The following is a 21,524-nucleotide window of genomic DNA, read 5'->3' as shown; positions in this document are numbered from 1 at the left end:
GATTGTATAATTCATGTTTATTCAGCGTCTGGAGTTTCGATGTTCGTTTCCCGCACCTGGCTGCGCCTCCTCACCGTGGTCGCACTCGGCACTGTCGTGTCCGTCACCCCATCCATGGCGCAAATCGCGCAGACCATTGCCGAAACGCCAACCACCAGAACCATTGAGCACGCGGCTGGCCAGACCGAAATCCCGCTCGATCCGCAGCGCATCGTCACCCTGCACAATGTCTTTGCCGAAGCCCTGTCGGCGCTCGGCCTGTCGCCGATCGGCTCTGTTGACCGTCCATCGGGCATGCCGGCCCAGTTGCTGGCGTCTCTCGCCGACACCACCTCGGTCGGCTCGCATTCGGCGCCTGATTTCGAACGTGTGCTCAAGCTCGAACCAGATCTGATTCTAGCCCAGAAGCGTCAACTGGGCGACGACTACGAGCGCCTGACCGCCATTGCACCCACCCTGCTGCTTGATGAACCCGAAACAGAATGGCGCGACTGGTATCGCGGCCTGGGCAGGGCCTTGGGCCGCGCTGACGCCGCAGAGGCCGCCATTATCGCCTATGACGACAAAGCCGCCACCACCAAGGCTGCGCTGGCAGCAAAGCGCCCCGGCGAAACAGTGCTGCTGCTCCGGGTCCGTGAAAAGGACATCCGCGTCTATGGCGGCTCGCGCCGCGCCGGCCCGGTCCTGTTCGATGATCTGGGTCTAACTCCGCACGACATGGTCCCGCTTGACAAGGAGCATCAGGAAATTTCGCTCGAAAACCTGCCCCAGCTGACCGCCGACCACATCTTCCTGATGGTCGAGGACAAGGACCGCATGACCTCCATCGAAGCCACCGAACTCTGGCAGCGCCTCCCGGCCGTCCAGGCCGGCCACGTCTACCCCGTCAGCATGGAGCCCTGGAACCAATCGGTCGGCCCCATCAGCTTCGCCGTCGTCATCGACGACGTCGCCGCGGCGCTGCTGTAGGCAAGGCGAAGCAGCAGAGGCTTCGGCCTCTGCTGCCGATGTCTCAGCGAAACGTCGGCCGACGGCCCCTCAAACGAGTGACTTGCTCACCGATCCCGCACCCACCCGCCCCAGGGGCCTTGACTGGGTGCGTGAAGTCAGTTGCACCCACCAACGACCGACCGGCCATAATTGGCTAACTGTTGCGGTCAGATTCGCCACACATCTCGGCCGCAACAGGTGTCGGTCCACTGACCGCTTCCGCATTCGGCGTCATCCCGGCCTTGAGCCGGGACCCATCCTCAGATGTTAGATTCCGTCGCCGAGCTGCAGTTCTGGGCCATTGCGAACGCTGAGCTCCCCCGAACGCACCCAAATTCACAGCCAATCACCCCCTCAAACCCCAGCGAAACCGGCCTATTCACATTTCTTGCACAATCTCCTTTTCCACATGCCCTTTTCCCGCTTGCGCGCCAAAAACCCTTCCCCTATAAGGCCCATGGCTTTCAGCCGGGCGGACCTTCCGCCCTGTTGCCCGGGTAGCTCAGTTGGTAGAGCAGCGGATTGAAAATCCGCGTGTCACTGGTTCGATTCCGGTCCCGGGCACCATCATATCTCATTGAAATTGTTGGAATAATTACCCTTGTGGCCGGACGATGGCTTGGGTTGATGTCGCGTCGTGTCGCACCGGCAAAGCCCCGAGAATCCTTGCCCGAACTTGGGCGCACGGCGAGGCCATGCAACATGAGATGCAACATGGGCATATACCAACGACCGTAACCTGAGGTCGACGCTTGCCTTTGTTGAGAGCATGCGCAAGTTTTGCGGGATCTGGGGGAGCCGATATGAAGAAAATTGTCAGAGGACTTGCAGTCGTTTCGTTGCTTGCTATGACCAGCGCGGTTTTGGGGCAAGATGATCCGTCCACAAAAGCGGCGACATGCTCGGCGATCACGGACTCGCTGGCGCGGCTAACGTGCTTTGACAGAATTTTTCCTGCCGGCGCTGTCGCAAGTTTAGATCAATCCAACTCAACTACGGGTGAAACCGATAGCGGATCTGTCGTGGCGACATCACCATCGGCTTGGGAGGTCGAAAGTACCAAGTCGGCAATCGACGATTCGCCCTCGGTTACCGCGTTGCTCATGCCGATGACATCCAGCGGAACGGGGATTGGCGATGGTGGATTGGCCATCATTCTGCGCTGCGTGGAGAACACCACGTCGGTTGTTCTGTCCACCACGATGTTCATGACCAGCGAGAATGTCGAGGTCACCATTCGTCTTGACGATCTCCCGGCGCAGACCACCAGTTGGGTCCGGTCAACAAATTACAAGGCACTGGGACTGTGGAATGGATCGAAGGCAATTCCCTTCGTCCGCGACTTGGCCTCTGCCTCAAAGTTGGTTGTCAGGGTGCAAGAGCGCGATCGACTTGACGCCGAATTCGCACTGACGGACGTTCGATCAGTAGCGGCACAGGTGGCCGCTGCTTGCAACTGGAACTTGCACAGTTAGGTACCGTCACGAGCGCCGCGCTTCATCAACTATGTCGAGTTGCGCGCGTTTTCGTCCTCAGCGACGGTGCGCAGCGCCACTTCTACGCCTCGGGTGCAGGATCGCGTAGGCGACTTCACCATCAACTTGACTTTGGACGCTTATTCTTACCTGTCTTCCGGCGAGGATCAGGATGAACTGGCAGCGGAAGAGCGAAGCCTGTTAAGGTGATCGAAAATAAATCGAGAGATGCCAGTGCCTTCTGTTCGTTACCATCTTGGAAAGTTCCCGCCGAAGCAGATCGAGTGGGCAGATTTGGTCCCACTTATTGGCCGGGCAAATGCATCTCTGGCGCGATATGATGGCTTAGTTGCGGCCATACCCAATGCCTCCGTCTTGTTGTCCCCATTGACTACTCAAGAGGCAGTTCTGTCTTCAAAAATCGAAGGCACCAATGTTACCATGGGCGAGGTCCTTGAGATTGAAGCAGGTGGCGATGGAAATCTCGGTCAACCTAAGCGCGAAGATGCCGAGGAAATTCGCAATTACAGGCGAGCGCTAAGCTTCGCTGCGCATGCTATCCGTGAGCGCCCCTTAACCCAGCACCTACTCCGCGAAGTTCACGCTTTGCTCATGGAAGGTGTGCGTGGGCGGGACAAAGATCCGGGCGCGTTCCGCAACGAGCAGAACTGGATTGGCCCTCAAGGCTGCACGATCGAAGAAGCGAACTTTGTTCCGATCCCACAAGAGCACCTTACGGCGGGGCTCGACATTTGGTCTGGTTTCATGTCGAGCGAAAAAGAGCCGGATCCCCTGGTACAGCTCGCGATCGTTCATGCTGAATTTGAGGCCTTACATCCATTTAAGGACGGGAACGGGCGGCTCGGGCGTATGATTATCCCGCTTTTCCTGTTTTCCCGAAAAATTCTTAGCGGTCCGAATTTTTATATGAGCGGATATTTAGAAGAGCGGCGCGAGGAATACGTCGAATCCATGAGGGGTATTTCCCGCGACGATGCTTGGACACAATGGTGCGCGTTCTTTTTGGAAGGAATCATCGATCAGGCATCGGAAAATCAGCACAAGGCGCAGAGTATTCTCAAGCTTCACCAAGGAACATTGGCTCGTGTTGTCGATATTACACACTCACAGTTCGCTGCCCGGGCGGTGGATTTCATTTTCTCACGCCCAATATTCTCTAGTACGGCCTTTACAGACGGGTCAGGTATCCCAAGAGCGACAGCGTTACGGTTTTTGACTTTGTTGAGAGACAACGAAATCTTGCAGCAAATCCAAGAAGGGTCAGGCCGGCGGCCGGCGATCTTCGCATTCCCGAGCCTGATCAATGTCGCTGAGGGGAGGGATATCCTTTAGCGTATCATGCATGAGTAGCTAAATGCATTGCGTCTCATAAAGTGCGAAATGTGAGACGATAAGTTTGTAGTTGTTATTGCGTGGGACGCAATTCGTATGGATGCAATATGGAGAAGCCCTCACATTGGCCGCGCTTTATGATCGACGCGGAACTCCGCGCCTATTTTGGCCTCAGCGAGCGCGCGCTGCAGCGCCTACGCATGACGGGCAAGTTCCCAAAGAAGGATGCACTGATCGGCAAGACCGATAGCAAGGCGGTTGATCACTACTTCGATCAGCGCGCAGGACTGGTCGCAACGCACCTCGAATACGATCGCGAGGCCGAGCTCGCGAAGGAGAACTTCAGCTCCGAGCCGAGGGCAAAGGGGCGTCCGCGTACCGTCCGTCAGTGACGACCTCGTACAGATCATCGAGCAAGATCGAGCTTTCCACCACTCGCATGATCAAGACATTGGGCTCGATACCCAACTTGGCCGCTTTAGTGACGATCGCGTCGCGCTGCCAGGACGCCATCTCAACCGGCACCACCACCCGGGGCGGCGTTGATCCACACAGGCCGGCGCGGCGCAGCTGGCCCTTGACCGTACCCTCACTGGTACCGTCTCCCACGATCTCGGCGACCGCCTTGGCCGAGTGGCCGCGGCCCAGCCAGTACCCCACCTCGATCGCCCATAGGTTCGACCAAAGCGGCGCAAATCGGGCACTGCCGTGCCCGGTACGCACTTCGGCCGCTGGCTGCGAACCCGACAACACAATATGACGCCTGGTTTGACACCAGCTTGCAAGGGTCAGATGCATAGGCCTTCCTACTGGGCAGCCAGATCGATAGCTCGCTGGAATCTCACCGCGTCGGCTGGGACGAGAACTCATCAAGGTACCAAGGCGGCGGCACCACGAAGCGATTGCTCAACTCGCGATGACTTCGGCGGTAATCGAAATCAGGTCTGTCATTCCGGCCCTCCGCTCGAAATGCTAGAAGCTGCCATTTCTTCGCGGCTGGGCAACAGCCGCAACGCGCCCCATTCGGACGTTCGTATGGCGTCGGTGATTTCTCAAGAACTGCCGGTTTGCTTGTTGGCCCGATACACCGGAGTATCCGCATATTCTTAGTGACGCCCCTCGAAAACATTAGCAGGACTTATAAAACAGCGCGTCACGTTTTGTTTGTTCGTAACAGAGTGTGGCCTTAGTTTCACCGCAGAAAATATGAGGTTAGGTCATGAAACACCGGGGAAAATCTGCGGTCGTCACGGGTGCGGCGAACGGCATAGGACTGGCTTGTGCAGTCCGGCTGGCCAGCGAGGGGGCTAGTGTCGTTTTGGCAGATATCGACATCGACAAGGCGAAAGCCGAAGCGCAGTCACTGGTGGCCCAAGGGCTAAAGGCGGCGGCGATCCGGTGTGACGTGTCCAGCCGTGCCGATATCGTGGCGGCGATCGATCTGGCCGAATCCCACGGCGGCGGCTTGCACATCATGGTCAACAATGCCGGCTATTCCCTCAAGAAGGACGTGCTGGACGTCGATGGCGAGGACATGCGGCGCCTGTTCAACGTGAATCTCATGGGCGCGTTCTATGGCACCCAGGAAGCGGCGCGGCGGATGGTGAAGCAGGGCGCCGGCGCCATTGTCAACATGTCGTCCATGCAGGCCGCCCTGGTCATTCCCGACCAGCTGCCGTACGGGGTCACCAAGGCAGGCATCAATCAGCTGACGCGGGTCAACGCTGTTGCGCTGGCTCCCAAGGGCGTGCGCGTCAATGCTGTGGGCCCGGGCACCATCCTGACCGCGGCCAGTCAGCGGAGTGTGTTGCAGAATGACGCTGCACGGCGGAGCGTGCTGTCGCGCATTCCGATGGCGCGGCTCGGCCGCACCGAAGAGGTTGCGGGCGTCGTCTCATTCCTGGCCAGCGACGATGCATCTTACGTCACGGGTCAGGTTATCTATATCGACGGCGGCCGCAATTGCCTCAACCTGACCGTTCCGGTCAGCGACGACCAATAGGATCGGCTGATCCTCATCTGGGCGCCCTGTCGCCGATGCCCTCCTCCGTCGCGCGACGAACATCTCCATGCCGCGCGACGTTTCGCTTTTCTAGGGGAAGGGAAAGCCATCTACGCTGGACACGCGCAGCTTTGCCCGGTGCCTAGCTGCTGCGGGCAGTGACTCGATCACCTCGCTGCCGAGCAGAGTGGCCTCATACAGGCCGGTGCCATATTTCTGGATGTGCGTGCCGATCGCGGTGGCGCTATTGATCGGCTGGACGAGCTCGACCCAAATTCTTTCGTCTTCGAACAGCACGGCAATTGTCCCGGCCCCATGACGCGAGGAAATGGCGGCAGGCTTTCCAAACATGGCCGTCAACAGGGTCTTGCTGCGTTCCAGATCATCGGTGACACAGGTCACGCCGCGCACCCCGCTGATGCCATGCGGCTGACGAATGTCGCCCCCTAATGGGGGCAGACGCCAGTCAGTGGGCGTTTTTTCTTCAATGAGAAACGGCAGAACGGGGTCGAATGCCCCGACGCCGGGTTCGATCAGGTCGAGCTCCCAGGATTTGCCCACAGTCGGCGCATGCTTGCTCAGTGAGCGCCGCGGCAGGTCACGCCCCGTCGCTGCTCGCAAGGCTTCAGTCTGGCGACTGAAGTCGCTGGCGTTGAGGGCAAAGTCGATCCAGCCGCTTCCTTTGATCCAGCGCGGGGCAAACCGGTGCATGCTGTCGCCCGAGAAAGCGAGAAGCTCGAGAAAGCTCCCGTCTGCGAACCGCACGAGGCGGTTCTGCATGGGGCCGGCGGCATCGCCGCGGTCGAGCACATCAAAGCCGCTATTGCGAAAATCCGCCCCTGCCTGCTCGAGGCTCGCAACGCCGAGGACCAGATGGTCGATTCTGGGTGCTGCCATACTCAGAGCTCCGGCACTGCGGCGAGGAGGGAGCGCGTATAATCATGCGTGGGATTGGTAAGCACCTCCCCCGCCGGTCCATGTTCGACGATGCGACCGCGCATCATCACGGCCACCCGATCCGCGAAGGCACGAGCCACAGAAATATCATGGGTGATCATCAGATAGGCGACGTTTCGCTTCTGCCGGATATCCAGCAGCAGGTTCAAGATCTGTCCGCGAATGGACACGTCAGCACCCGAGAGGGCTTCGTCGGCCAGGATAAGCGCCGGTTGCATGGCCAGCGCCCGTGCAACGGCGACACGCTGCCGCTGTCCGCCGCTCAATTCATGGGGGAAACGGGCCAGATATTCACTGCCGGGCGTGAGGCCAACGCTCTCCAACAAGCCGATGGCATAGGGTGCAAGTTCGCCGGCATCCGGATGCGATGCCTGGGCCAGCAAGGCTTTGATCGTCTTGCGCGGATTGAGAGAAGCGGTGGGATCCTGAAAGACGGGCTGCATTCCGCGGCGCGCGATGCGCAGTTCGCCCGGGCTCAGACTAGCAAGGTCACGTCCATCGAGGTAGACGCTACCGCTGTCGGGGCGGATGAGGCCAAGCGCGATACGGCCGAGCGTCGACTTGCCGGAGCCGCTTTCACCGACAAGGGCGACGATCTCGCCCTGCGCTACGGACAGGCTAACATCATCGACGGCGTGGAACCAGTCGCCCGCATTGTTGCGGAACCGCTTGGTGACGTTCTGAATGGACAGAATTGGGCCGGAATTATGCATTTTGAACGTCGGTCCCTTGGGCCGGAGCGATACCGTTATCCTGAGCTGCCCAGCACCTGACCCAATGACCATCCTGACCCAAGACTTGGGTGGCCGGACTCATGGTCGTGCATTTCGGCATGGCAAGAGGACAGCGCATGCGGAAGGGGCAACCTTCGATCTTGTGAGCGAGATTGGGCACGTCGCCGCCGATGGTGGCGAACAGGCCATTGGGCAGGCGCAGGGCGCGCGCAGAGTCGAACAGGCCCTTGGTGTAGGGATGGGCTGGGGTCTTCAGGATGCTGGCGCCTGGGCCCCATTCCACGGTTCGCCCTGCATACATGACGTAGATGCGTTCGCAGGCCTTGGAGACAAGACCCAGATCGTGGCTGATCAGCAGCATTGCCATCCCCAGCCGCTGGCGCAGCTCGCCCAGCAAATCCATAATCTCGGCCTGTGTCGTCACATCGAGAGCAGTCGTCGGCTCGTCGGCCACCAGCAGCTTGGGTTTGCTCGCCAGCGCCATCGCCAGCAGTACGCGTTGGCGCATCCCCCCCGACAATTCATGCGGATAGGACCGGCGGGCCGCCTCGGGCAGCTTCACCAGCCGGAGCAGCTCATCGACGCGCTCCGACACGCCCTCGGCGCGCAAGGATTTGGGGATCCCCTCGACAATCTGCCTGTCGATGCGCATGACCGGATTGAGAAAGGACAGCGGGTCTTGGAACACCATGGAGAGCGACGAGCCGCGCAGCACGCGCCAATCCCGCTCGCCAAAGCCCGTCACGTCGGTACCATCGACGAAGATCGATCCACTGTCGATCCGTGTGTTTTTGGGGTCGTTCAAGCCAAGAAGGGCGCGGGCCAATGTTGATTTGCCCGAGCCTGATTCACCAACCAGGCCAACGGCCTCGCCAGGTGCGATTGTGAGGCTGGCGCCCCGCGAGGCCTGTATGGTCGCCCGCTGCACCGTATAGGAAAGATGGAGGTCGCTGATCTCAACAAGCGGCTTTACTTGAGGGCTGGTCATCGTCCAGTGTCCTTCGGGTTGAGTGCGGCGTTCAGCGCGTCGCCGACGAAATTGAAGGCCAGCACGGTCAGGAAGATCGCGATACCGGGCAATACGGATAGCCACCAGGCGTTGAACAGATAGCGCTGGCCGCTGTTGAGCATGCCGCCCCAGCTGATGACGTCGGGGCTGCTAAGACCGAGGAAGCTGAGCGATGCCTCGATCAGGATGGCCTGGCCGACGATGAGGGTTCCCAACGCCACAACCGAACGTAGCGCATTGGGGACGACCTCGCGCACCAAGATGTAGATTTCGCTGTAGCCGAGGCAGCGTACCGCATCGACGAAATCGATCTGCTTGACGCGATAGACTTCGCTGCGCATCACCAGTGCAATCTGCGGCCAGGCCAGGATGGCAATAACGGCAATTACGCGGGTGGTGCCGGGCCCGAGCATGGCAACGATCACCGCCGCAAGCACGAACGTCGGCAGGACCTGGAATATTTCGGCGACGCGCATGAGGAACATGTCGATCCTACCGCCGAAATAGCCGGCCCAAGCGCCGATCAGTACACCGAGTACAGAGGCGACCAGCGCCGATATCAGCCCGACCGACAAAGACACACGAACGCCGTGGATCAGCAGTTGCAGGACGTCGCGGCCAAGCTCGTCGGTACCGAGTAGGTGCTGGGGAGAAGGGGGAAACAGCGCATTGCTGCTGATCGCCATCGGGTTCACGCTGTAGATCAATGGCACGATGATCGTGATCAGGATCAGCAGCAGGATAAAGCCGCCGGCGATGAACCCTGCTGGGCTTCCGGCGAGTCGTTGAAAAAGCTCACGCATGACGCGCTCCCAAACTGCGGCGGATCCGGGGATCGACGATGGTGTAGAGCAGGTCGGCAAGCACGTTGGCGACCACGACGAGAATGGTGGAGAGCAGGAGGATGCCCTGGAGAACAGGGAAATCGCGCTGGCCCACTGCCGTCACGAACAGCTGGCCGACGCCTGGCCAGGCGAATACGGTCTCCACAAGCAGCGAACTCGTCAGGGCGTGGCCGAACTGGTAGCCGAAGACGGCGATGACCGGAATTACCGCATTGGGCAGGACGTGGCGCCACAGCGTGTAGCCGCGGGAAAGCCCCTTGGCGCGCGCGGTCATCACGAAATCCGAATTCAGCACGCCCAGAATGCTGGCGCGCGCGGTGCGCGAGAATACGGCGATCTTGAAAGCCATGATGCAGGCCAGTGGCAGGATCATGTGCTGCAGCAGATCGAGGAAGGCCCCGAAGCCGCTCTGTGGGGCCCGCAGCGAGTACATTCCAGACGTCGGCAAAACGCCCAGCATTATGGCGAAGATCAGAACGAGAACTTGGCCGAGCCAGAAAACCGGGATGGAATAGCCAAAGAGGGTGATGGCAGAAACGGCCATATCAAAGCCACCTCCGCGCGACGCTGCGGCCAAGGATAGCGCGATACCAATGATCGCCGAAAACACAATTGCCGGCAGGATCAGAATCAGTGTGTTGAAGGTGCGCCCCAGGATCAGGTCGAGGACCGGTTGCCGGTTGGCAAAGGAAAACCCGAAATTGCCTTGGGTCAGGTTGCCAAGATAAAGCCAGAGCTGAACATGAAGCGGCTGGTCGAGGCCGAAGTCGCGCCGGAGCTGATCTATGTAGTCTTGCGGCGCCGGGAAGTCGCCGATCATGGCGTGGACCGGATCACCTGGAACCAACTTGATTAGCACGAAATTGACGATGATGATCACGAAGATCGTGACGATCGACCAAAACACGCGCTTCAGAAAATACTGCCACATGGGGTGGACCTTTTGATATGTGCCTGCCGCGGCGCCAGAGCGCGGCAGCGGCGACTTAATTCGACGCGTCGCCGAGGCTGGCGGCGCGTCGCTTGTGTTTGTCAGGCCGAGGCGGTTGGCGGATTACTGCTCCAGCCAGGCATGAGCCCAGCGGCCATTGCCGATCCAGCCCCAGAGGCCATGGAGTCTGCGGGAAGCGCCGTCGAAACCGCTGAGTTCATGCAGCATCATCTCGGGCATGTCGCGAACAAGGATCGGCTGGATCGACTGATAGATTTCGGCACGCTTGGCCGGATCGATTTCCTTCGCACCGGCGGCAAATAGGGCATCGACCTCCGGGTTAGAATACTGCGCCGCATTGCCGGAAATACGGCCGATCGACTCGGTCACGAAGATACGGCTGACACCGATTGCGGGATCGCCATACGAGTTGTTGTCGTGCAGATAGACGTCGAAGTCGTGCTCCTGGAAGACACGCGGCATCACCACGGCAATCTCGAGCGGCTGCAGATTTGCATTGACGCCGATGGAAACCCAGTTTGCCTTAAGCGCATTGGCAACCTGGTTCCGTTCGGCAATGGCGCTGTCATAGATGATGTTGACGCTGAAGCGGGTGCCGTCTGCACCGGCAACAACGCCGGCTTCGTCGAGAAGCGCTGCTGCAAGTTCAGGGTCGTATGGGTTGGAGACGTCGTAGTTTACGTCCGGATTTGCTGCCCATTCAATGCCCGAGGGCCAAGGCGCCCGGCCCAGATCGCCGAAGCCGGAAAAGGCAGTGTCGTGAATGAACTGACGATCGGTCGCCATAAGCAGCGCATTGCGGACGCGGGCGTCGTCGAGCGGGGGGCGCTTCAGGTTGAACGCGGCATAGGTCATTCCTGGCGCAAAGCCGGACCTGACGATCTGCAGGCTGGGATTGCTCTCGACCATGCGCGCATCGTTCAGCGGAAAATGGACCATTGGGATGAAGTCGATCTCGCCGGCCATCAGAGCTTGAATACGCGAGGCAGCGTTTGGAAGGGCCCTAATGATCAGGCCATCAAGATAGGGTTTGCCCTCTTCCCAGTAGTCTTCATTGCGGACGAGGTTGATATGGCTGCCGCGCTGCCAGGATTCGAACTTGAACGGGCCTGTACCGATCGGCTCCGATGTCGTGGCCGGATTCGTGGCCACATCGGTATCCTTGAAGATGTGCGCGGGCAGGATCGGCGCAGAGTAGGTGCAATTGAGGGTTCGCAGCAAGGTGGGATAGGGCCGCTCGAGCTGGATGATGGCGGTGTGCTCGTCCGGCGTCTCGACCTTGAGGAGATTCGCGCCGACCTGGGCTGAGAACATCGGGCTGAACTTCGCAGCGACCTCTTCAAGCGTGTAGCGGACATCTTCGGACGTGAACGGCTGCCCGTCATGCCAGTTCGCCGTACGCAGGTGAAAGGTGTAGGTCAGCCCGTCGTCCGAGACTTCCCAAGACTCGGCCAGCAGCGGCGAAATCTCGTCCTTGCCGTCTTCTGTGTCGATGGTCAGAAGCCCCTCATAGACCATGCAACCCGCGACGGTGTCGGGAGTGGAACTGGTAAGGGCGGAGTTGAAGCCCTTTGGTTCGGCCGCAAGGCCGATGATGGCAGTACCGCCAATTTCCGGTTGTGCTTCCGTCTGTGCCACTACGGGCGCGATACACAGACTTCCCAAGAGGGTCCACTGCAGGACCCTGCTCATTCTGCTCTTCTTCAACATGCTAACTCCCTGTCTTGATGCCTAGGGCAATATGACCAGCGTCCGGCGCGTTATGCTCCCTCCAAGGATTGCATTGACAGCGCTGATGGGTTTGGCGGTCCGGGGCGGAAGGCTAAGCTCCGATAATGCCATGCAAGCATGGTGATAATGACGAAACAAATCGATTTTCTATCAGTCACCCATAAGGGAATGTAATGTTTTGGCGTTTGGCGGTGTGTGGTCGATCATCCACAGGCAGGTCCGACAAACGGATAGGAGCTGTCCCGCCCCTCAGCGGGTCCCGTCACGCGCATGGGGTCGCTAGGCGTCGAGGCGCGGGGGCTTGTGGCAGCGCAGTTCGGGAAGTGGCCCATGGAACAGTTCGACGTCGACCATGGTCAGTTGGCCCGTTGACCCCTGCGCAAGGCTTGATGTTCCGCGATCACGGGTGACAGCATTGGGATTGCCATGCACGCAGACTGTGCCGAACGGCGCTATGTCCTGCGGGTCATACCAAGCGCCCGTTGCAATCTGCATGACGTCCGGGCGGATCGCCTCGGAGATATTGGCTCCGGCAAGGAAAGACCCCCGGTCATTGAACACACGCACGATCGCACCCTGGACAATGCCGCGCGCCTTTGCTGTGTCAGGATGGATGGTTAGCGGTTCGCGTCCGGCAATCTTGGACCCGAGGCTGGCTCGCCCGAAATCGAGCTGGCTATGCAGACGGAATGCAGGTTGATTAGCCACCAGCTGAACAGGAAAGCGCTCGGCGATGTCACCGCCAAGCCACTCCTCCGGCTCGAACCAAGCGGCATGGCCAGCACAATCGTCATACCCGAAGCTAGCTATGACCTCGGAAAAAATCTCAATCTTGCCGCTGGGTGTCGGAAGCGGCGCGCCCTGTGGGTCATGGCGGAACTTCTCAAGGATACTGAGCCTGTCGGAGGTGGGAACTTCGAGTTCGCCCGCCGCCCAGAACTCATCGAAGTCAGGCGAAGGCAAACTTCTTTCGGCAAGAGCTACTCGCGTTGTTTCATAGATAAACGCCATCCACTCGCGCGCTGTTCTGCCCTCGGTGAATTCCTGATAGCGATCCAGCCGCCGCGCCAACTCGGCGAAGATATCATATTCGTCCATCGATTGCTGGAATGGTTCAATGGCCTTCCGCATAGTGATCATTTTGGGGTCGTTGCCGGCAGCGCCGATGTCATCCCGCTCCATGGTGATCGTCGCCGGCAGAACGATATCGGCATGGCGGGCGCTGGATGTCCAATAGGGTTCATGGACCACGATGGTGTCCGGCCGCGAGAAGGCCTCTGCCAGTCGGGTTAGGTCCTGCTGGTGATGGAAGGGATTGCCTCCGGCCCAATAAATGAGCTTTACGTCCGGATAGACCAGCTTTTGCCCATTGAACGAGAAGGGCGCGCCCGGATTCAGCAGCATGTCGGAAATCCGTGCTACCGGGATGAAGCCCCTAGCGCCGTTCTTGCCTTGGGACAAGGTAGGCAGCGGCACAGCCACGGGCGGCTTACCGACATTGCCGATCGAGCCCAGTCCATATGAAAACCCGCCACCCGGCAAACCGATCTGACCCAGCATCGCTGCGAGCGTAATCGCCGCCCAGACCGGCTGCTCTCCATGTTCGGCCCGCTGCACGGACTGGCTGACGGTGATCAGAGTACGTTTGGCCGCCATGGAGCGCGCAAGGTCGACGATGTCGGCAGCAGGAAACTGCGCGATGGGTTCCGCCCACGCGGGTGTCTTTGCGATGCCGTCCAACTGGCCGCGAATGTAGGCTTCGAAACGTTCGAAACCCACACAGTGCTCTGCAAGGAAGACGCGATCGAGCAGATTTTCAGCGATGAGCACGTGGGCGAGCGCCAGCATGACAGCAGTGTCCGTGGCGGGTCTGATGGCATGCCATTCGGCACGGACCCATTCAGGCAGGTCCGCCCTAAGCGGACTGAAGAGCACGAACCTGACACCCCTCTCCTGCAGTTGCTCAAACACGCCAGCGACATTGTGGTTGGAGTTTCCGCCACCGCTGACTGAGCTGTTCTTCAGCGCCATGCCTCCGAAAGAGACGACAAGCTCGGTATTGGAGAGCATTGGGCCCCAGATCGGCGATCTTCGGTTGGTTTCCTCCAGCGTTCCGAAGACGTGGGGCGCGATAACCTGAGCCGCTCCAGCGCTGTAGTTACCGACGGATCGGCAATAGCCACCCAGCGTCGTATTGAGAAAGCGGTGAATTTGGCTTTGCGCGTGGTGGAACCTGCCGGCGCTGGACCATCCATAGGACCCGCCGAATATCGCCTCATTGCTGTATCGGTCGACGACACGTTGCAACTCGCTGGCCAAAAGGTCGTAGGCGCGTTCCCAGGTGACGGGAACGAACGCATCGCTACCCCTGCTCTTGTCGGGCCCAGGGCCATGTTCGAGCCATCCCTTGCGCACCATTGGCTGGCCGATGCGACAGTCGGGTGATGCCGCGTCATTGAGATTAGGCAGGATCGGCGACGGCATGGGGTCGTCCGGATGCGGTGTGACCTCCAGCTTGTCGCCATGAGACTGGACGGAGAACGCACCCCAATGCGAGCTGTGGGGAACGCCTTGACTTATCCGCTTGCCCATATGCCGCTCCCTGCTGACGCTGACCCGGAGATGAATACATCTGCGGTTCCCGCTTAGTTTGGCAACTAAGGGCTAGAGCGCGCTTCCCGTTGAAACAATGCGATTTATCTGGCGCAATAGTGAAGCGGCTCTAATGCACAGCTCAACTAATGGCCGAGTTCGGGATCGTCCCTTCTCCCTCGGGGAGCAGGCCAAGCAGCATCTGCTTGGCACGCGTCATGTGGCGATCGGGATGCACCAGAACGGCGAAAGAGCGCTCGGCCTGCGCGAGGGGAAATGTGCGGACCCAACCAGCCGTCGCCATCGCCGCGACAGCTCGCTCCGACAGCACACTGAGAAACTCGCCGGCCGCCACGGCAGCTAGTACAGCCTCGTTCGAGGGGAGCTCAAGGGCAACGTTAAGGTCGGATAGTTTTATACCATTCTTTGTGAGCAGGCTCTCGAATTCGGACCGGGTACCCGACCCCTGCTCCCTGAGCACCCAGCCCCATTCGGCGAATGCCTCGTGCGGTACCGATTGTGCCCCGGCGAGTGTGTGGCCTGCTGCCATCACCAGCACGAGCCTGTCGCGCGCGATTACCTGACGCCGAAGATTGCCCTGAGTTACTTCACCTTCCACAAGCCCAAGATCGGCGCGACCCTCGTGAACGGCCTCGGCCACGCTTGCGGTGTTGCCAACAGTCATCACAATTGCGATCTCTGGATGGCGGTCATGCAGAGCCACAAGCCGTGTCGGTAGCCAGTAGCTGGCAATGGTCTGGCTTGCGTGAACCCGCAGCTTGCCGCGTAACTTGGAGGACAGATCGTCCAAGACCAGGGTGGCGCTCTCGGCATGACTGAGCAACGAGCGGGCTTCGCGCAGGAAGGTTCGTCCATTCTCGGTCAGGCTGACCCGCCGACCGATGCGATCGAACAGCCTTACGTCGTGGCGCGTTTCGAGCGCCGCTATCGCTGCGCTGACCGCTGACTGGGAAAGCGCCAGCTTTGTCGCGGCATGCGTCATATGCTGGCCGTCGGCCACTGCGAGAAAGATGCGGAGCTGTTCCAGAGTCATTTCTTTATCGATTCTGTCGATCAATACGGTCAAGACAATATGATAGAATGATTGATCTTGTTGGTCCACCTAGCGCGTCAACCACGCATAAGGACGGATCGCATGCCCCACCCTGCCCAGACCACGACTGGCGTATCGGCGCCGGTAGTCCAAAGCCTCCTGCCCGGATTGGCTTTGACGATCGGGCTGGCGTGCCTAGCGGTGCTCATCCAGCGCGCCAGTGGGTTGAATGCGCTTAGTCCTCTGATGCTAGCCATGGTCCTGGGCATGGCGGTGCGCAACCTGGTAGGCGTCGGCTCGACGGCGACGCCGGGCATCAAGTTCTCGCTCCGACGCATCCTGCGCCTGTCGATCATGCTACTGGGCTTCCAGCTCACCTACACCCAGATCGCGGAGATGGGTCTTGCCGGCTTTGCTGCGGTGGCGGGCATCCTGATTGCAACCTTAGTCTTTATCAAATTGGTCGGGCGCCTCCTCGGCGTGGCACCCGCATTGGCGGAACTGATCGCTGTAGGCACCGCAGTATGCGGCGCCTCTGCGGTTATCGCGACGAATACTGTGACACGCGGATCCGACGAGGATGTCGCGTATGCCATTGCCTGCGTCACGGTGTTCGGTTCGATAGCCATGCTGGCGTTGCCGGTTCTGGCTCCGCTGTTGGGCATCGAGCGAGGCGCTTTCGGTTGGTGGGCCGGCGCCTCGATCCATGAAGTAGCGCAGGTCACAGCGGCCACCTTTCAAGGCGGCCTTGAGGCGACACAATCGGGCACCGTCGCCAAGCTCAGCCGCGTCGTATTGCTCGCTCCATTGATCCTCACACTGGCTGCATTGGCACGGTGGCGCGGGCATGCCGGCGGCGCTGAGTCACCACCAATACCGTGGTTCGTACTCGGCTTCCTGGCCGTGGTCGCGGTCAACTCTGTGTGGCCGGTAATGGGTATAACCAAGGAGGTGATCGTGGCGATTACGACGCTTCTGCTGACTATCGCCCTCGCAGCCATGGGACTGGAGACCGACACACGCAAGCTGCGAGCCTCGGGCTGGCGCGCCTTGGCACTGGGCGCTATCGGCTCGATATTCATCTCCGGGCTGGCCTTTGTCGCGCTAAGCGCCATCTGATCGACAGCTGCCGATGCGCTGTTCAGGCCACGCCTATACATAAGTGATGTTTAAGCGACGCGCGAAAACTATGAATTTGAATTCCCGCGCCGCGAACGGCTAGGCTCACGCGGAAACATAAGCCCGACAGGAGCGTAACATGTCCTCAACCCCACCCAAGACACAGGCCGGCGCGCGCGATGCCGCAGTCCAGACCGCATTGTCTGCCACGCGCAGCGCACTTGCCGGCGGCGTCACACGGGGGACATTGGACACCGCGCGCGCCGCGCTCGACAAGCTGGCGGCTGATACGTGGTTGTGGACCGAACAGGACTATCCAGCGCCCCAGGACGGCGAGACGCAGGCCCGGTACATGATCGCGCAGGACGACCCAAAGGGTCTGACGCTCTATCTGAACGTCATGCGGCCTGGAAAGAAGATACCGCCACACGATCACACGACCTGGGCCTGTGTCGCTGGGGTCGAAGGCATTGAGCATAACGGTATTTGGGATCGTCTCGACAATGGCGCCGTCACCGGTAAGGCCCAACTGCAGCAGCGCGACGTGGTTGAACTGGGTTCGGCCAAGACCCGCTCCATCGCGCTCATGCCTGACGACATTCATTCGGTGGAAATCAGGGGCGACGCCATCATCCGCCATTTGCACATGTATGGCCAGCCACTCGAAACCCTTTCGAACCGCACAGTCTACGACCCGGAAGCCGGCACCTGCAGGCCCATGACCGTTGGCGTAGCGACCCGCCGCTGACGGCCCGCTCGCTCAAGCAATCGACATACTGAATTTCATACCGTCCCACGCCTCGCCCGGCTGGGCGACGAGGACCGATTTTTTATGCCTGCAACACACGCTTACATCAGCCCGACCGGACTGAAGACAGCCCTTTCGGACGGCGGCGAGATCGCATTACTGGATGTTCGGGAACATGGGCAATATGGGGAAGGCCATCCGTTCTTTTCAGTCAATTGCCCGTTTAGTACGCTTGAATATCAGGTGCAGGGGCTCGTGCCCTCAATCCGGTCTCGCGTGGTCGTTTTTGACCAGTCGGGAGACGGCATCGCTTCGCGGGCCGCCGACCATCTAGCAACGCTTGGCTACCAGAATGTGCGTATCCTCGATGGCGGAGCGGCCGGCTGGGCCGCTGCAGGCTTTGAACTCTTCAAGGGCGTGAACGTGCCTTCCAAGGCATTTGGCGAGATCGTCGAAAACGCGATGCAAACGCCGTCGGTGTCGGCGGACGAGCTGAGCTCCATGATCAAGGCGGGGGAAAACATGGTCATTCTCGATGGTCGTCCGCCCGAGGAGTATGCGCGGATGAACATTCCTACCGCCCTGTCGTGCCCCAATGCCGAGCTGGGCTATCGCGTGGATAGCCTCCTCAAGGACGACACGACGAAGATTGTCATCAACTGCGCCGGCCGCACGCGGTCGATCATCGGTGCGCAGACCCTGATCAATCTGGGACTCCGCAATCCGATCTTTGCGTTGCGCAACGGCACGCAGGGTTGGCAGTTGTCCGGGCTGACGTTGGACTATGGCAGCACGCCCGATGAGAGCAAACCGCTGGCTGCCCAGCAGCTGGAGCACGTGCGCGCTCGCGCTGTCGCTTTCGGCAATGCCAATGGCGTGCCGCGCATCAGCATGGATATGCTCAAATTCTGGACGGCCGAAACTGAGCGCAGCCTCTATATCTTCGACGTGCGAACGGCGGATGAGTACACTGCCAATCATCTGCCCGGTGCCGTGCATGCACCGGGCGGCCAGCTGGTTCAGGCGACCGACCACTGGGTTGCAACGAGACGCGCGCGCATTGTGCTGACCTGCGATCTTGGGCCACGCGCCGTCAGCACCTGCTACTGGCTCCGCGCCATGGGACACGACGCTTATGTCCTAGACCTCGACGTGTCGACGATAGTGGGTTCCTCCGAAGCACCACGTGCGGAGGTGAGCAAACTCGCTAGCCTGCTGCATCTGACCGCCAGACAATTTGCGCGGATGCGCACAGATGGGGTCGTGCTGCTCGATGCTTCCCCCGGGACCGATTATCGCAACGCACATATCGTGGGCGCGCAATGGGTGATCCGCCCGCGCCTGGATCACATCGCGGCCAACCGCGCGCAAACCATCCTGGTTTGCGGGGAAGGCCGGCGCGCCGCGCTTGTTGCGCACGATTTGGCGACATCGGGTTTCGCCGATATAAGGATACTGGACGGCACGCGCGACGACTGGGTGTCGGCAGGCCTTGCCCTCGAGCAAACGCCCCATACCCCTCCGGACGAAGACCTGATCGACTACCTCTTCTTCGTCCATAACCGCCATTCGGGCGGCCTCGACGCGGCCAGGGCCTATCTGGCCTGGGAGCGTGGATTGACAGACCAGATGGACGAACAGGAGCATGCGGTGTTCGATGTGAGACTACCCGTATCGACGGCCGCGGAGGTACCAGCATGAAGAGAGAAACCAAGCTTCTGCACTACGGCGCTCCGGCGCGTCCCGGCCCGGCCAATCCACCAGTGGTGAGGGCCTCGACTATCCTACACGACACCGTTGCCTCCTACGACGACATTAAACTGCGGCGTGAAACGGACGAAACTCTGCTCTCCTATGGCCGGCGCGGCACCACACCCGCGCACGCGCTCCAGGCGGCCCTTGCCGATCTCGAGGGAGGCGACGCCGCTTATCTGTTTCCCACCGGCGTGGCCGCCCTGGCCGGCACGATCGGTGCCTTCCTGTCGGCAGGCGACCATGCACTGGTGGTGGACACTGTCTTCTCCCCCACCCGAAAGCTGTTCGACGTGCTGATGTCTCGCATGGGCGTGACGGTAGACTACATCCCTGCCGACGCCCGGGACCTGTCGGTCCATCTCAAACCCAACACCCGGGTCCTGTTCCTTGAATCGCCGGGTTCTCAAACATTCGACCTGCTGGATGTCCCCATGCTAACCGCACAGGTGAGTGGATTCGACGTGACAGTCATCATCGACAACACCTATGGCTCCGGCTGGCTCTACCGCCCTCTCGAACTGGGCTGCGACGTTTCCATCATTGCCGGCACGAAATATCTCGGCGGCCATGCGGACGTGATGATGGGAGCCGCCGTTGCAAAGGGTGATGCCCACGCTGTGCTACGCAAGCATGTAAACATGATCGGACAGACGCTGGCGCCCGACGAGAGCTACAACACTTTACGTGGCATGCGGACGCTTGGCCTTCGGTATGAACGACATCACCAGGCCGGGCTCGCTATTGCGGCCCAGCTTGCTGCACGTCCAGAGGTTGTGCGTGTGTTGCATCCTGGACTGCCTGATCATCCGCGCCACGATTTGTTCGTGCGCGACTTTTCTGGCGCTGCGGGATTGTTTTCTGTTGAGTTTCGGCCTGGGTTTGAAAGTGTGGCCTTTATCGATGCGCTTCAGCTCTTTTCCGTGGGCAGCTCATGGGGTGGTTTCGAAAGCCTGGCGATGCCGATTTCCCCCTATGGCGAGCGGCTCTATCCACCACAGCAGTCGGTCGGGCCGATGGTGCGGCTACATGTCGGCCTTGAGGATGTGGAGGACCTTGAAACCGATATCGAGCAGGCTTTCGCCACAGTTGCCTCAAGCGCAGGGGCACCATGATGACGAGCAGGGACGAAGTCATTTCTGTCGGCTCGGCGACCGCCGCGCCGGGTCAGGTTGCCAAGGGTCAGCTACGGGTAGGTGGGCTTTCGAGCGGCTCGGACCTGACGATGCCGGTTTGCATTGTGAACGGCCGCGCGCCCGGCCCGACGCTTTGGCTCAACGGCGCAGTACATGGCGACGAGGTCAACGCCTTCATGGTTATGCGTCGTCTCATCGCCGAGCTAGACCCCGAGACGTTGCGGGGGGCAGTGGTCTGCACGCCGCTCAGCAACCCTGCATCGGTGAACTGGCGCAGCAAGATCAACAATCTGGACTGGCTCGATCTTGACCAGCAATTTCCGGGTCGAGCAGACGGCACCTATTCGCAGCGTGTTGCCCACATATTGTTTGAGGTGGTGCGCCGCTACGCCACGCATCTGATCAGCTTTCATACGGTGGGCACGGCCTATGGCGCCGAGCCGTACACTGTCTACAAGGCGCATGCTGGCATGTCGCCCGACCTCGGTCGACGCACCGAGGCCATGGCGCTGTCCTTCGGCACGAAGCTGAACTGTCGCGTCGACCTCGCCAACGCCACCGGTGAAATTGCCGGCGGCGTAAATGGCGGCATCGATGCGGCCTGCGCCGCCGAGGGCATCACCGCCTTCATGGCCGAAGTCGGTTCGGGTGGCGACTTCCAGCAAGGGCCCATCGCGGCGGGCCTATCCGGTACGCAGGCCGTCATGGCCCATCTTGGCATGGTCGACGCGAAACAGGATGCTCCAGGCCCGGCCGGTCGGAAGATCGTCACCAAGCGAACCTTCGCCTATGCGGATACGGCGGGCATGCTCGTCGACTGTGCGCCTGCCGGCGCGCTGGTCAAGGCCGGCGAGCCGCTCTGCCGCATCGTGGACTTCTTCGAGGACAAGGATTTGGTTTGCGCCGCCCGCGACTCTATCGTCATCATGTCGCGTCGCGATCCGGTGGTGCATGAGGGTGACCGGCTCTCCTTCCTAGCGCTCGAGTGGCGGGACATACCCTGACAAGGCATGCTGCATGGAGCGACTTTGCTTGGCCCCCCTCTTGCTTTAGCGTAACTAATGTAAGCCGGGGC

19 protein-coding genes and 1 tRNA gene are annotated in these 21,524 nt (G+C 60.3%); 11 read left to right on the top strand and 9 right to left on the bottom strand.

The annotated features are described in order from the left end of the window. Positions 1-39: 39 nt before the first annotated feature. The 5 genes from ABIE28_RS13920 to ABIE28_RS13900 all read left to right on the top strand — a co-directional run bounded on the left by ABIE28_RS13920 (position 40) and on the right by ABIE28_RS13900 (position 4,210). A complete protein-coding gene (locus ABIE28_RS13920; protein ID WP_354063901.1) occupies positions 40-969 on the top strand; it encodes an ABC transporter substrate-binding protein in 930 nt (309 codons plus the stop codon). 512 nt (positions 970-1,481) lie between these two features. Then, positions 1,482-1,557: transfer RNA gene (locus ABIE28_RS13915), tRNA-Phe, on the top strand. Between the two features lie 236 nt (positions 1,558-1,793). Further along, positions 1,794-2,465, top strand: coding sequence for a type VI secretion system-associated protein TagO (locus tag ABIE28_RS13910; protein WP_354063899.1), 672 nt, complete (start codon positions 1,794-1,796; stop codon positions 2,463-2,465). A 234-nt stretch (positions 2,466-2,699) separates the two neighbouring features. Beyond that, the gene (locus tag ABIE28_RS13905; protein WP_354063897.1) at positions 2,700-3,818 is read left to right on the top strand and encodes a Fic family protein; all 1,119 of its coding nucleotides are present in this window, start codon (positions 2,700-2,702) and stop codon (positions 3,816-3,818) included. Between the two features lie 137 nt (positions 3,819-3,955). Continuing rightward, positions 3,956-4,210: a hypothetical protein gene (locus tag ABIE28_RS13900; RefSeq protein ID WP_354063896.1), complete on the top strand. Its 255-nt coding sequence runs from the start codon at positions 3,956-3,958 to the stop codon at positions 4,208-4,210. Here ABIE28_RS13900 and ABIE28_RS13895 read toward each other — a convergent pair. Continuing rightward, positions 4,161-4,616, bottom strand: coding sequence for a hypothetical protein (locus tag ABIE28_RS13895; RefSeq protein WP_354063894.1), 456 nt, complete (start codon positions 4,614-4,616; stop codon positions 4,161-4,163). The genes ABIE28_RS13900 and ABIE28_RS13895 overlap by 50 nt on opposite strands. A gap of 421 nt (positions 4,617-5,037) precedes the next feature. On the opposite strand from ABIE28_RS13895, the gene ABIE28_RS13890 reads away from it, so the two are divergent. Beyond that, positions 5,038-5,820 (top strand): SDR family NAD(P)-dependent oxidoreductase, encoded by a 783-nt coding sequence (locus ABIE28_RS13890; protein WP_354063892.1) that lies wholly within the window; start codon positions 5,038-5,040, stop codon positions 5,818-5,820. A 90-nt stretch (positions 5,821-5,910) separates the two neighbouring features. Here the strand turns inward: ABIE28_RS13890 and ABIE28_RS13885 are convergent, their stop codons facing one another. The 8 genes from ABIE28_RS13885 to ABIE28_RS13850 form a co-directional block, all read right to left on the bottom strand. After that, the gene (locus tag ABIE28_RS13885; protein WP_354063890.1) at positions 5,911-6,717 is read right to left on the bottom strand and encodes a VOC family protein; all 807 of its coding nucleotides are present in this window, start codon (positions 6,715-6,717) and stop codon (positions 5,911-5,913) included. Positions 6,718-6,719: 2 nt separating this feature from the next. Then, complete coding sequence (locus ABIE28_RS13880; protein WP_354063888.1) at positions 6,720-7,490, bottom strand: ABC transporter ATP-binding protein; 771 nt, start codon at positions 7,488-7,490, stop codon at positions 6,720-6,722. After that, positions 7,483-8,499 carry an ABC transporter ATP-binding protein gene (locus ABIE28_RS13875; protein ID WP_354063886.1) on the bottom strand — a complete coding sequence of 339 codons (1,017 nt, stop codon included), beginning with the start codon at positions 8,497-8,499 and terminating at the stop codon, positions 7,483-7,485. The genes ABIE28_RS13880 and ABIE28_RS13875 overlap by 8 nt, the downstream gene beginning before the upstream one ends. Beyond that, on the bottom strand, positions 8,496-9,323 hold the full coding sequence (locus ABIE28_RS13870) for an ABC transporter permease (RefSeq protein ID WP_354063885.1): 828 nt from the start codon (positions 9,321-9,323) through the stop codon (positions 8,496-8,498). The genes ABIE28_RS13875 and ABIE28_RS13870 overlap by 4 nt, the downstream gene beginning before the upstream one ends. Then, the gene (locus ABIE28_RS13865) at positions 9,316-10,296 is read right to left on the bottom strand and encodes an ABC transporter permease (protein ID WP_354063883.1); all 981 of its coding nucleotides are present in this window, start codon (positions 10,294-10,296) and stop codon (positions 9,316-9,318) included. The genes ABIE28_RS13870 and ABIE28_RS13865 overlap by 8 nt, the downstream gene beginning before the upstream one ends. 123 nt (positions 10,297-10,419) lie before the next feature. Further along, complete coding sequence (locus ABIE28_RS13860) at positions 10,420-12,009, bottom strand: ABC transporter substrate-binding protein (RefSeq protein WP_354063881.1); 1,590 nt, start codon at positions 12,007-12,009, stop codon at positions 10,420-10,422. 318 nt (positions 12,010-12,327) lie between these two features. Then, positions 12,328-14,640, bottom strand: a complete 2,313-nt coding sequence (locus ABIE28_RS13855) for a molybdopterin-dependent oxidoreductase (RefSeq protein ID WP_354063879.1) — start codon at positions 14,638-14,640, stop codon at positions 12,328-12,330. A 142-nt stretch (positions 14,641-14,782) separates the two neighbouring features. Next, positions 14,783-15,763, bottom strand: coding sequence for a LysR family transcriptional regulator (locus ABIE28_RS13850; RefSeq protein WP_354063877.1), 981 nt, complete (start codon positions 15,761-15,763; stop codon positions 14,783-14,785). A 33-nt stretch (positions 15,764-15,796) separates the two neighbouring features. On the opposite strand from ABIE28_RS13850, the gene ABIE28_RS13845 reads away from it, so the two are divergent. From ABIE28_RS13845 to ABIE28_RS13825, 5 genes are all read left to right on the top strand, one after another. Further along, positions 15,797-16,813, top strand: coding sequence for a YeiH family protein (locus ABIE28_RS13845; protein ID WP_354063875.1), 1,017 nt, complete (start codon positions 15,797-15,799; stop codon positions 16,811-16,813). Between the two features lie 139 nt (positions 16,814-16,952). Then, entirely contained in the window at positions 16,953-17,561 is a 609-nt protein-coding gene (locus tag ABIE28_RS13840; protein ID WP_354063873.1) for a cysteine dioxygenase family protein, read from the top strand. An 84-nt stretch (positions 17,562-17,645) separates the two neighbouring features. After that, the gene (locus tag ABIE28_RS13835; RefSeq protein WP_354063871.1) at positions 17,646-19,262 is read left to right on the top strand and encodes a rhodanese-like domain-containing protein; all 1,617 of its coding nucleotides are present in this window, start codon (positions 17,646-17,648) and stop codon (positions 19,260-19,262) included. After that, positions 19,259-20,428, top strand: a complete 1,170-nt coding sequence (gene metC / locus ABIE28_RS13830; RefSeq protein WP_354063869.1) for a cystathionine beta-lyase — start codon at positions 19,259-19,261, stop codon at positions 20,426-20,428. The genes ABIE28_RS13835 and metC overlap by 4 nt, the downstream gene beginning before the upstream one ends. After that, a complete protein-coding gene (locus ABIE28_RS13825; RefSeq protein WP_354063867.1) occupies positions 20,428-21,453 on the top strand; it encodes a M14 family metallopeptidase in 1,026 nt (341 codons plus the stop codon). Before metC ends, ABIE28_RS13825 begins: the two co-directional genes overlap by 1 nt. The last annotated feature ends 71 nt before the right edge of the window (positions 21,454-21,524 follow it).

Source organism: Devosia sp. 2618, assembly GCF_040546815.1.
In the GTDB taxonomy this organism is placed as follows: domain Bacteria; phylum Pseudomonadota; class Alphaproteobacteria; order Rhizobiales; family Devosiaceae; genus Devosia.
This window is presented reverse-complemented; position numbering and strand designations above follow the sequence as displayed.

Excerpts from the sequence above, each read along its gene's own strand:
- ABIE28_RS13920 (WP_354063901.1), top strand. The coding sequence starts at position 40 with ATGTTCGTTTCCCGCACCTGGCTGCGCCTCCTCACCGTGGTCGCACTC.
- ABIE28_RS13885 (WP_354063890.1), bottom strand. The coding sequence starts at position 6,717 with ATGGCAGCACCCAGAATCGACCATCTGGTCCTCGGCGTTGCGAGCCTC.
- ABIE28_RS13860 (WP_354063881.1), bottom strand. The coding sequence starts at position 12,009 with ATGAGCAGGGTCCTGCAGTGGACCCTCTTGGGAAGTCTGTGTATCGCG.
- ABIE28_RS13875 (WP_354063886.1), bottom strand. The coding sequence starts at position 8,499 with ATGACCAGCCCTCAAGTAAAGCCGCTTGTTGAGATCAGCGACCTCCAT.
- ABIE28_RS13835 (WP_354063871.1), top strand. The coding sequence starts at position 17,646 with ATGCCTGCAACACACGCTTACATCAGCCCGACCGGACTGAAGACAGCC.
- metC (WP_354063869.1), top strand. The coding sequence starts at position 19,259 with ATGAAGAGAGAAACCAAGCTTCTGCACTACGGCGCTCCGGCGCGTCCC.
- ABIE28_RS13910 (WP_354063899.1), top strand. The coding sequence starts at position 1,794 with ATGAAGAAAATTGTCAGAGGACTTGCAGTCGTTTCGTTGCTTGCTATG.
- ABIE28_RS13890 (WP_354063892.1), top strand. The coding sequence starts at position 5,038 with ATGAAACACCGGGGAAAATCTGCGGTCGTCACGGGTGCGGCGAACGGC.
- ABIE28_RS13840 (WP_354063873.1), top strand. The coding sequence starts at position 16,953 with ATGTCCTCAACCCCACCCAAGACACAGGCCGGCGCGCGCGATGCCGCA.
- ABIE28_RS13845 (WP_354063875.1), top strand. The coding sequence starts at position 15,797 with ATGCCCCACCCTGCCCAGACCACGACTGGCGTATCGGCGCCGGTAGTC.
- ABIE28_RS13900 (WP_354063896.1), top strand. The coding sequence starts at position 3,956 with ATGATCGACGCGGAACTCCGCGCCTATTTTGGCCTCAGCGAGCGCGCG.
- ABIE28_RS13855 (WP_354063879.1), bottom strand. The coding sequence starts at position 14,640 with ATGGGCAAGCGGATAAGTCAAGGCGTTCCCCACAGCTCGCATTGGGGT.
- ABIE28_RS13825 (WP_354063867.1), top strand. The coding sequence starts at position 20,428 with ATGACGAGCAGGGACGAAGTCATTTCTGTCGGCTCGGCGACCGCCGCG.
- ABIE28_RS13895 (WP_354063894.1), bottom strand. The coding sequence starts at position 4,616 with ATGCATCTGACCCTTGCAAGCTGGTGTCAAACCAGGCGTCATATTGTG.
- ABIE28_RS13870 (WP_354063885.1), bottom strand. The coding sequence starts at position 9,323 with ATGCGTGAGCTTTTTCAACGACTCGCCGGAAGCCCAGCAGGGTTCATC.
- ABIE28_RS13880 (WP_354063888.1), bottom strand. The coding sequence starts at position 7,490 with ATGCATAATTCCGGCCCAATTCTGTCCATTCAGAACGTCACCAAGCGG.
- ABIE28_RS13865 (WP_354063883.1), bottom strand. The coding sequence starts at position 10,296 with ATGTGGCAGTATTTTCTGAAGCGCGTGTTTTGGTCGATCGTCACGATC.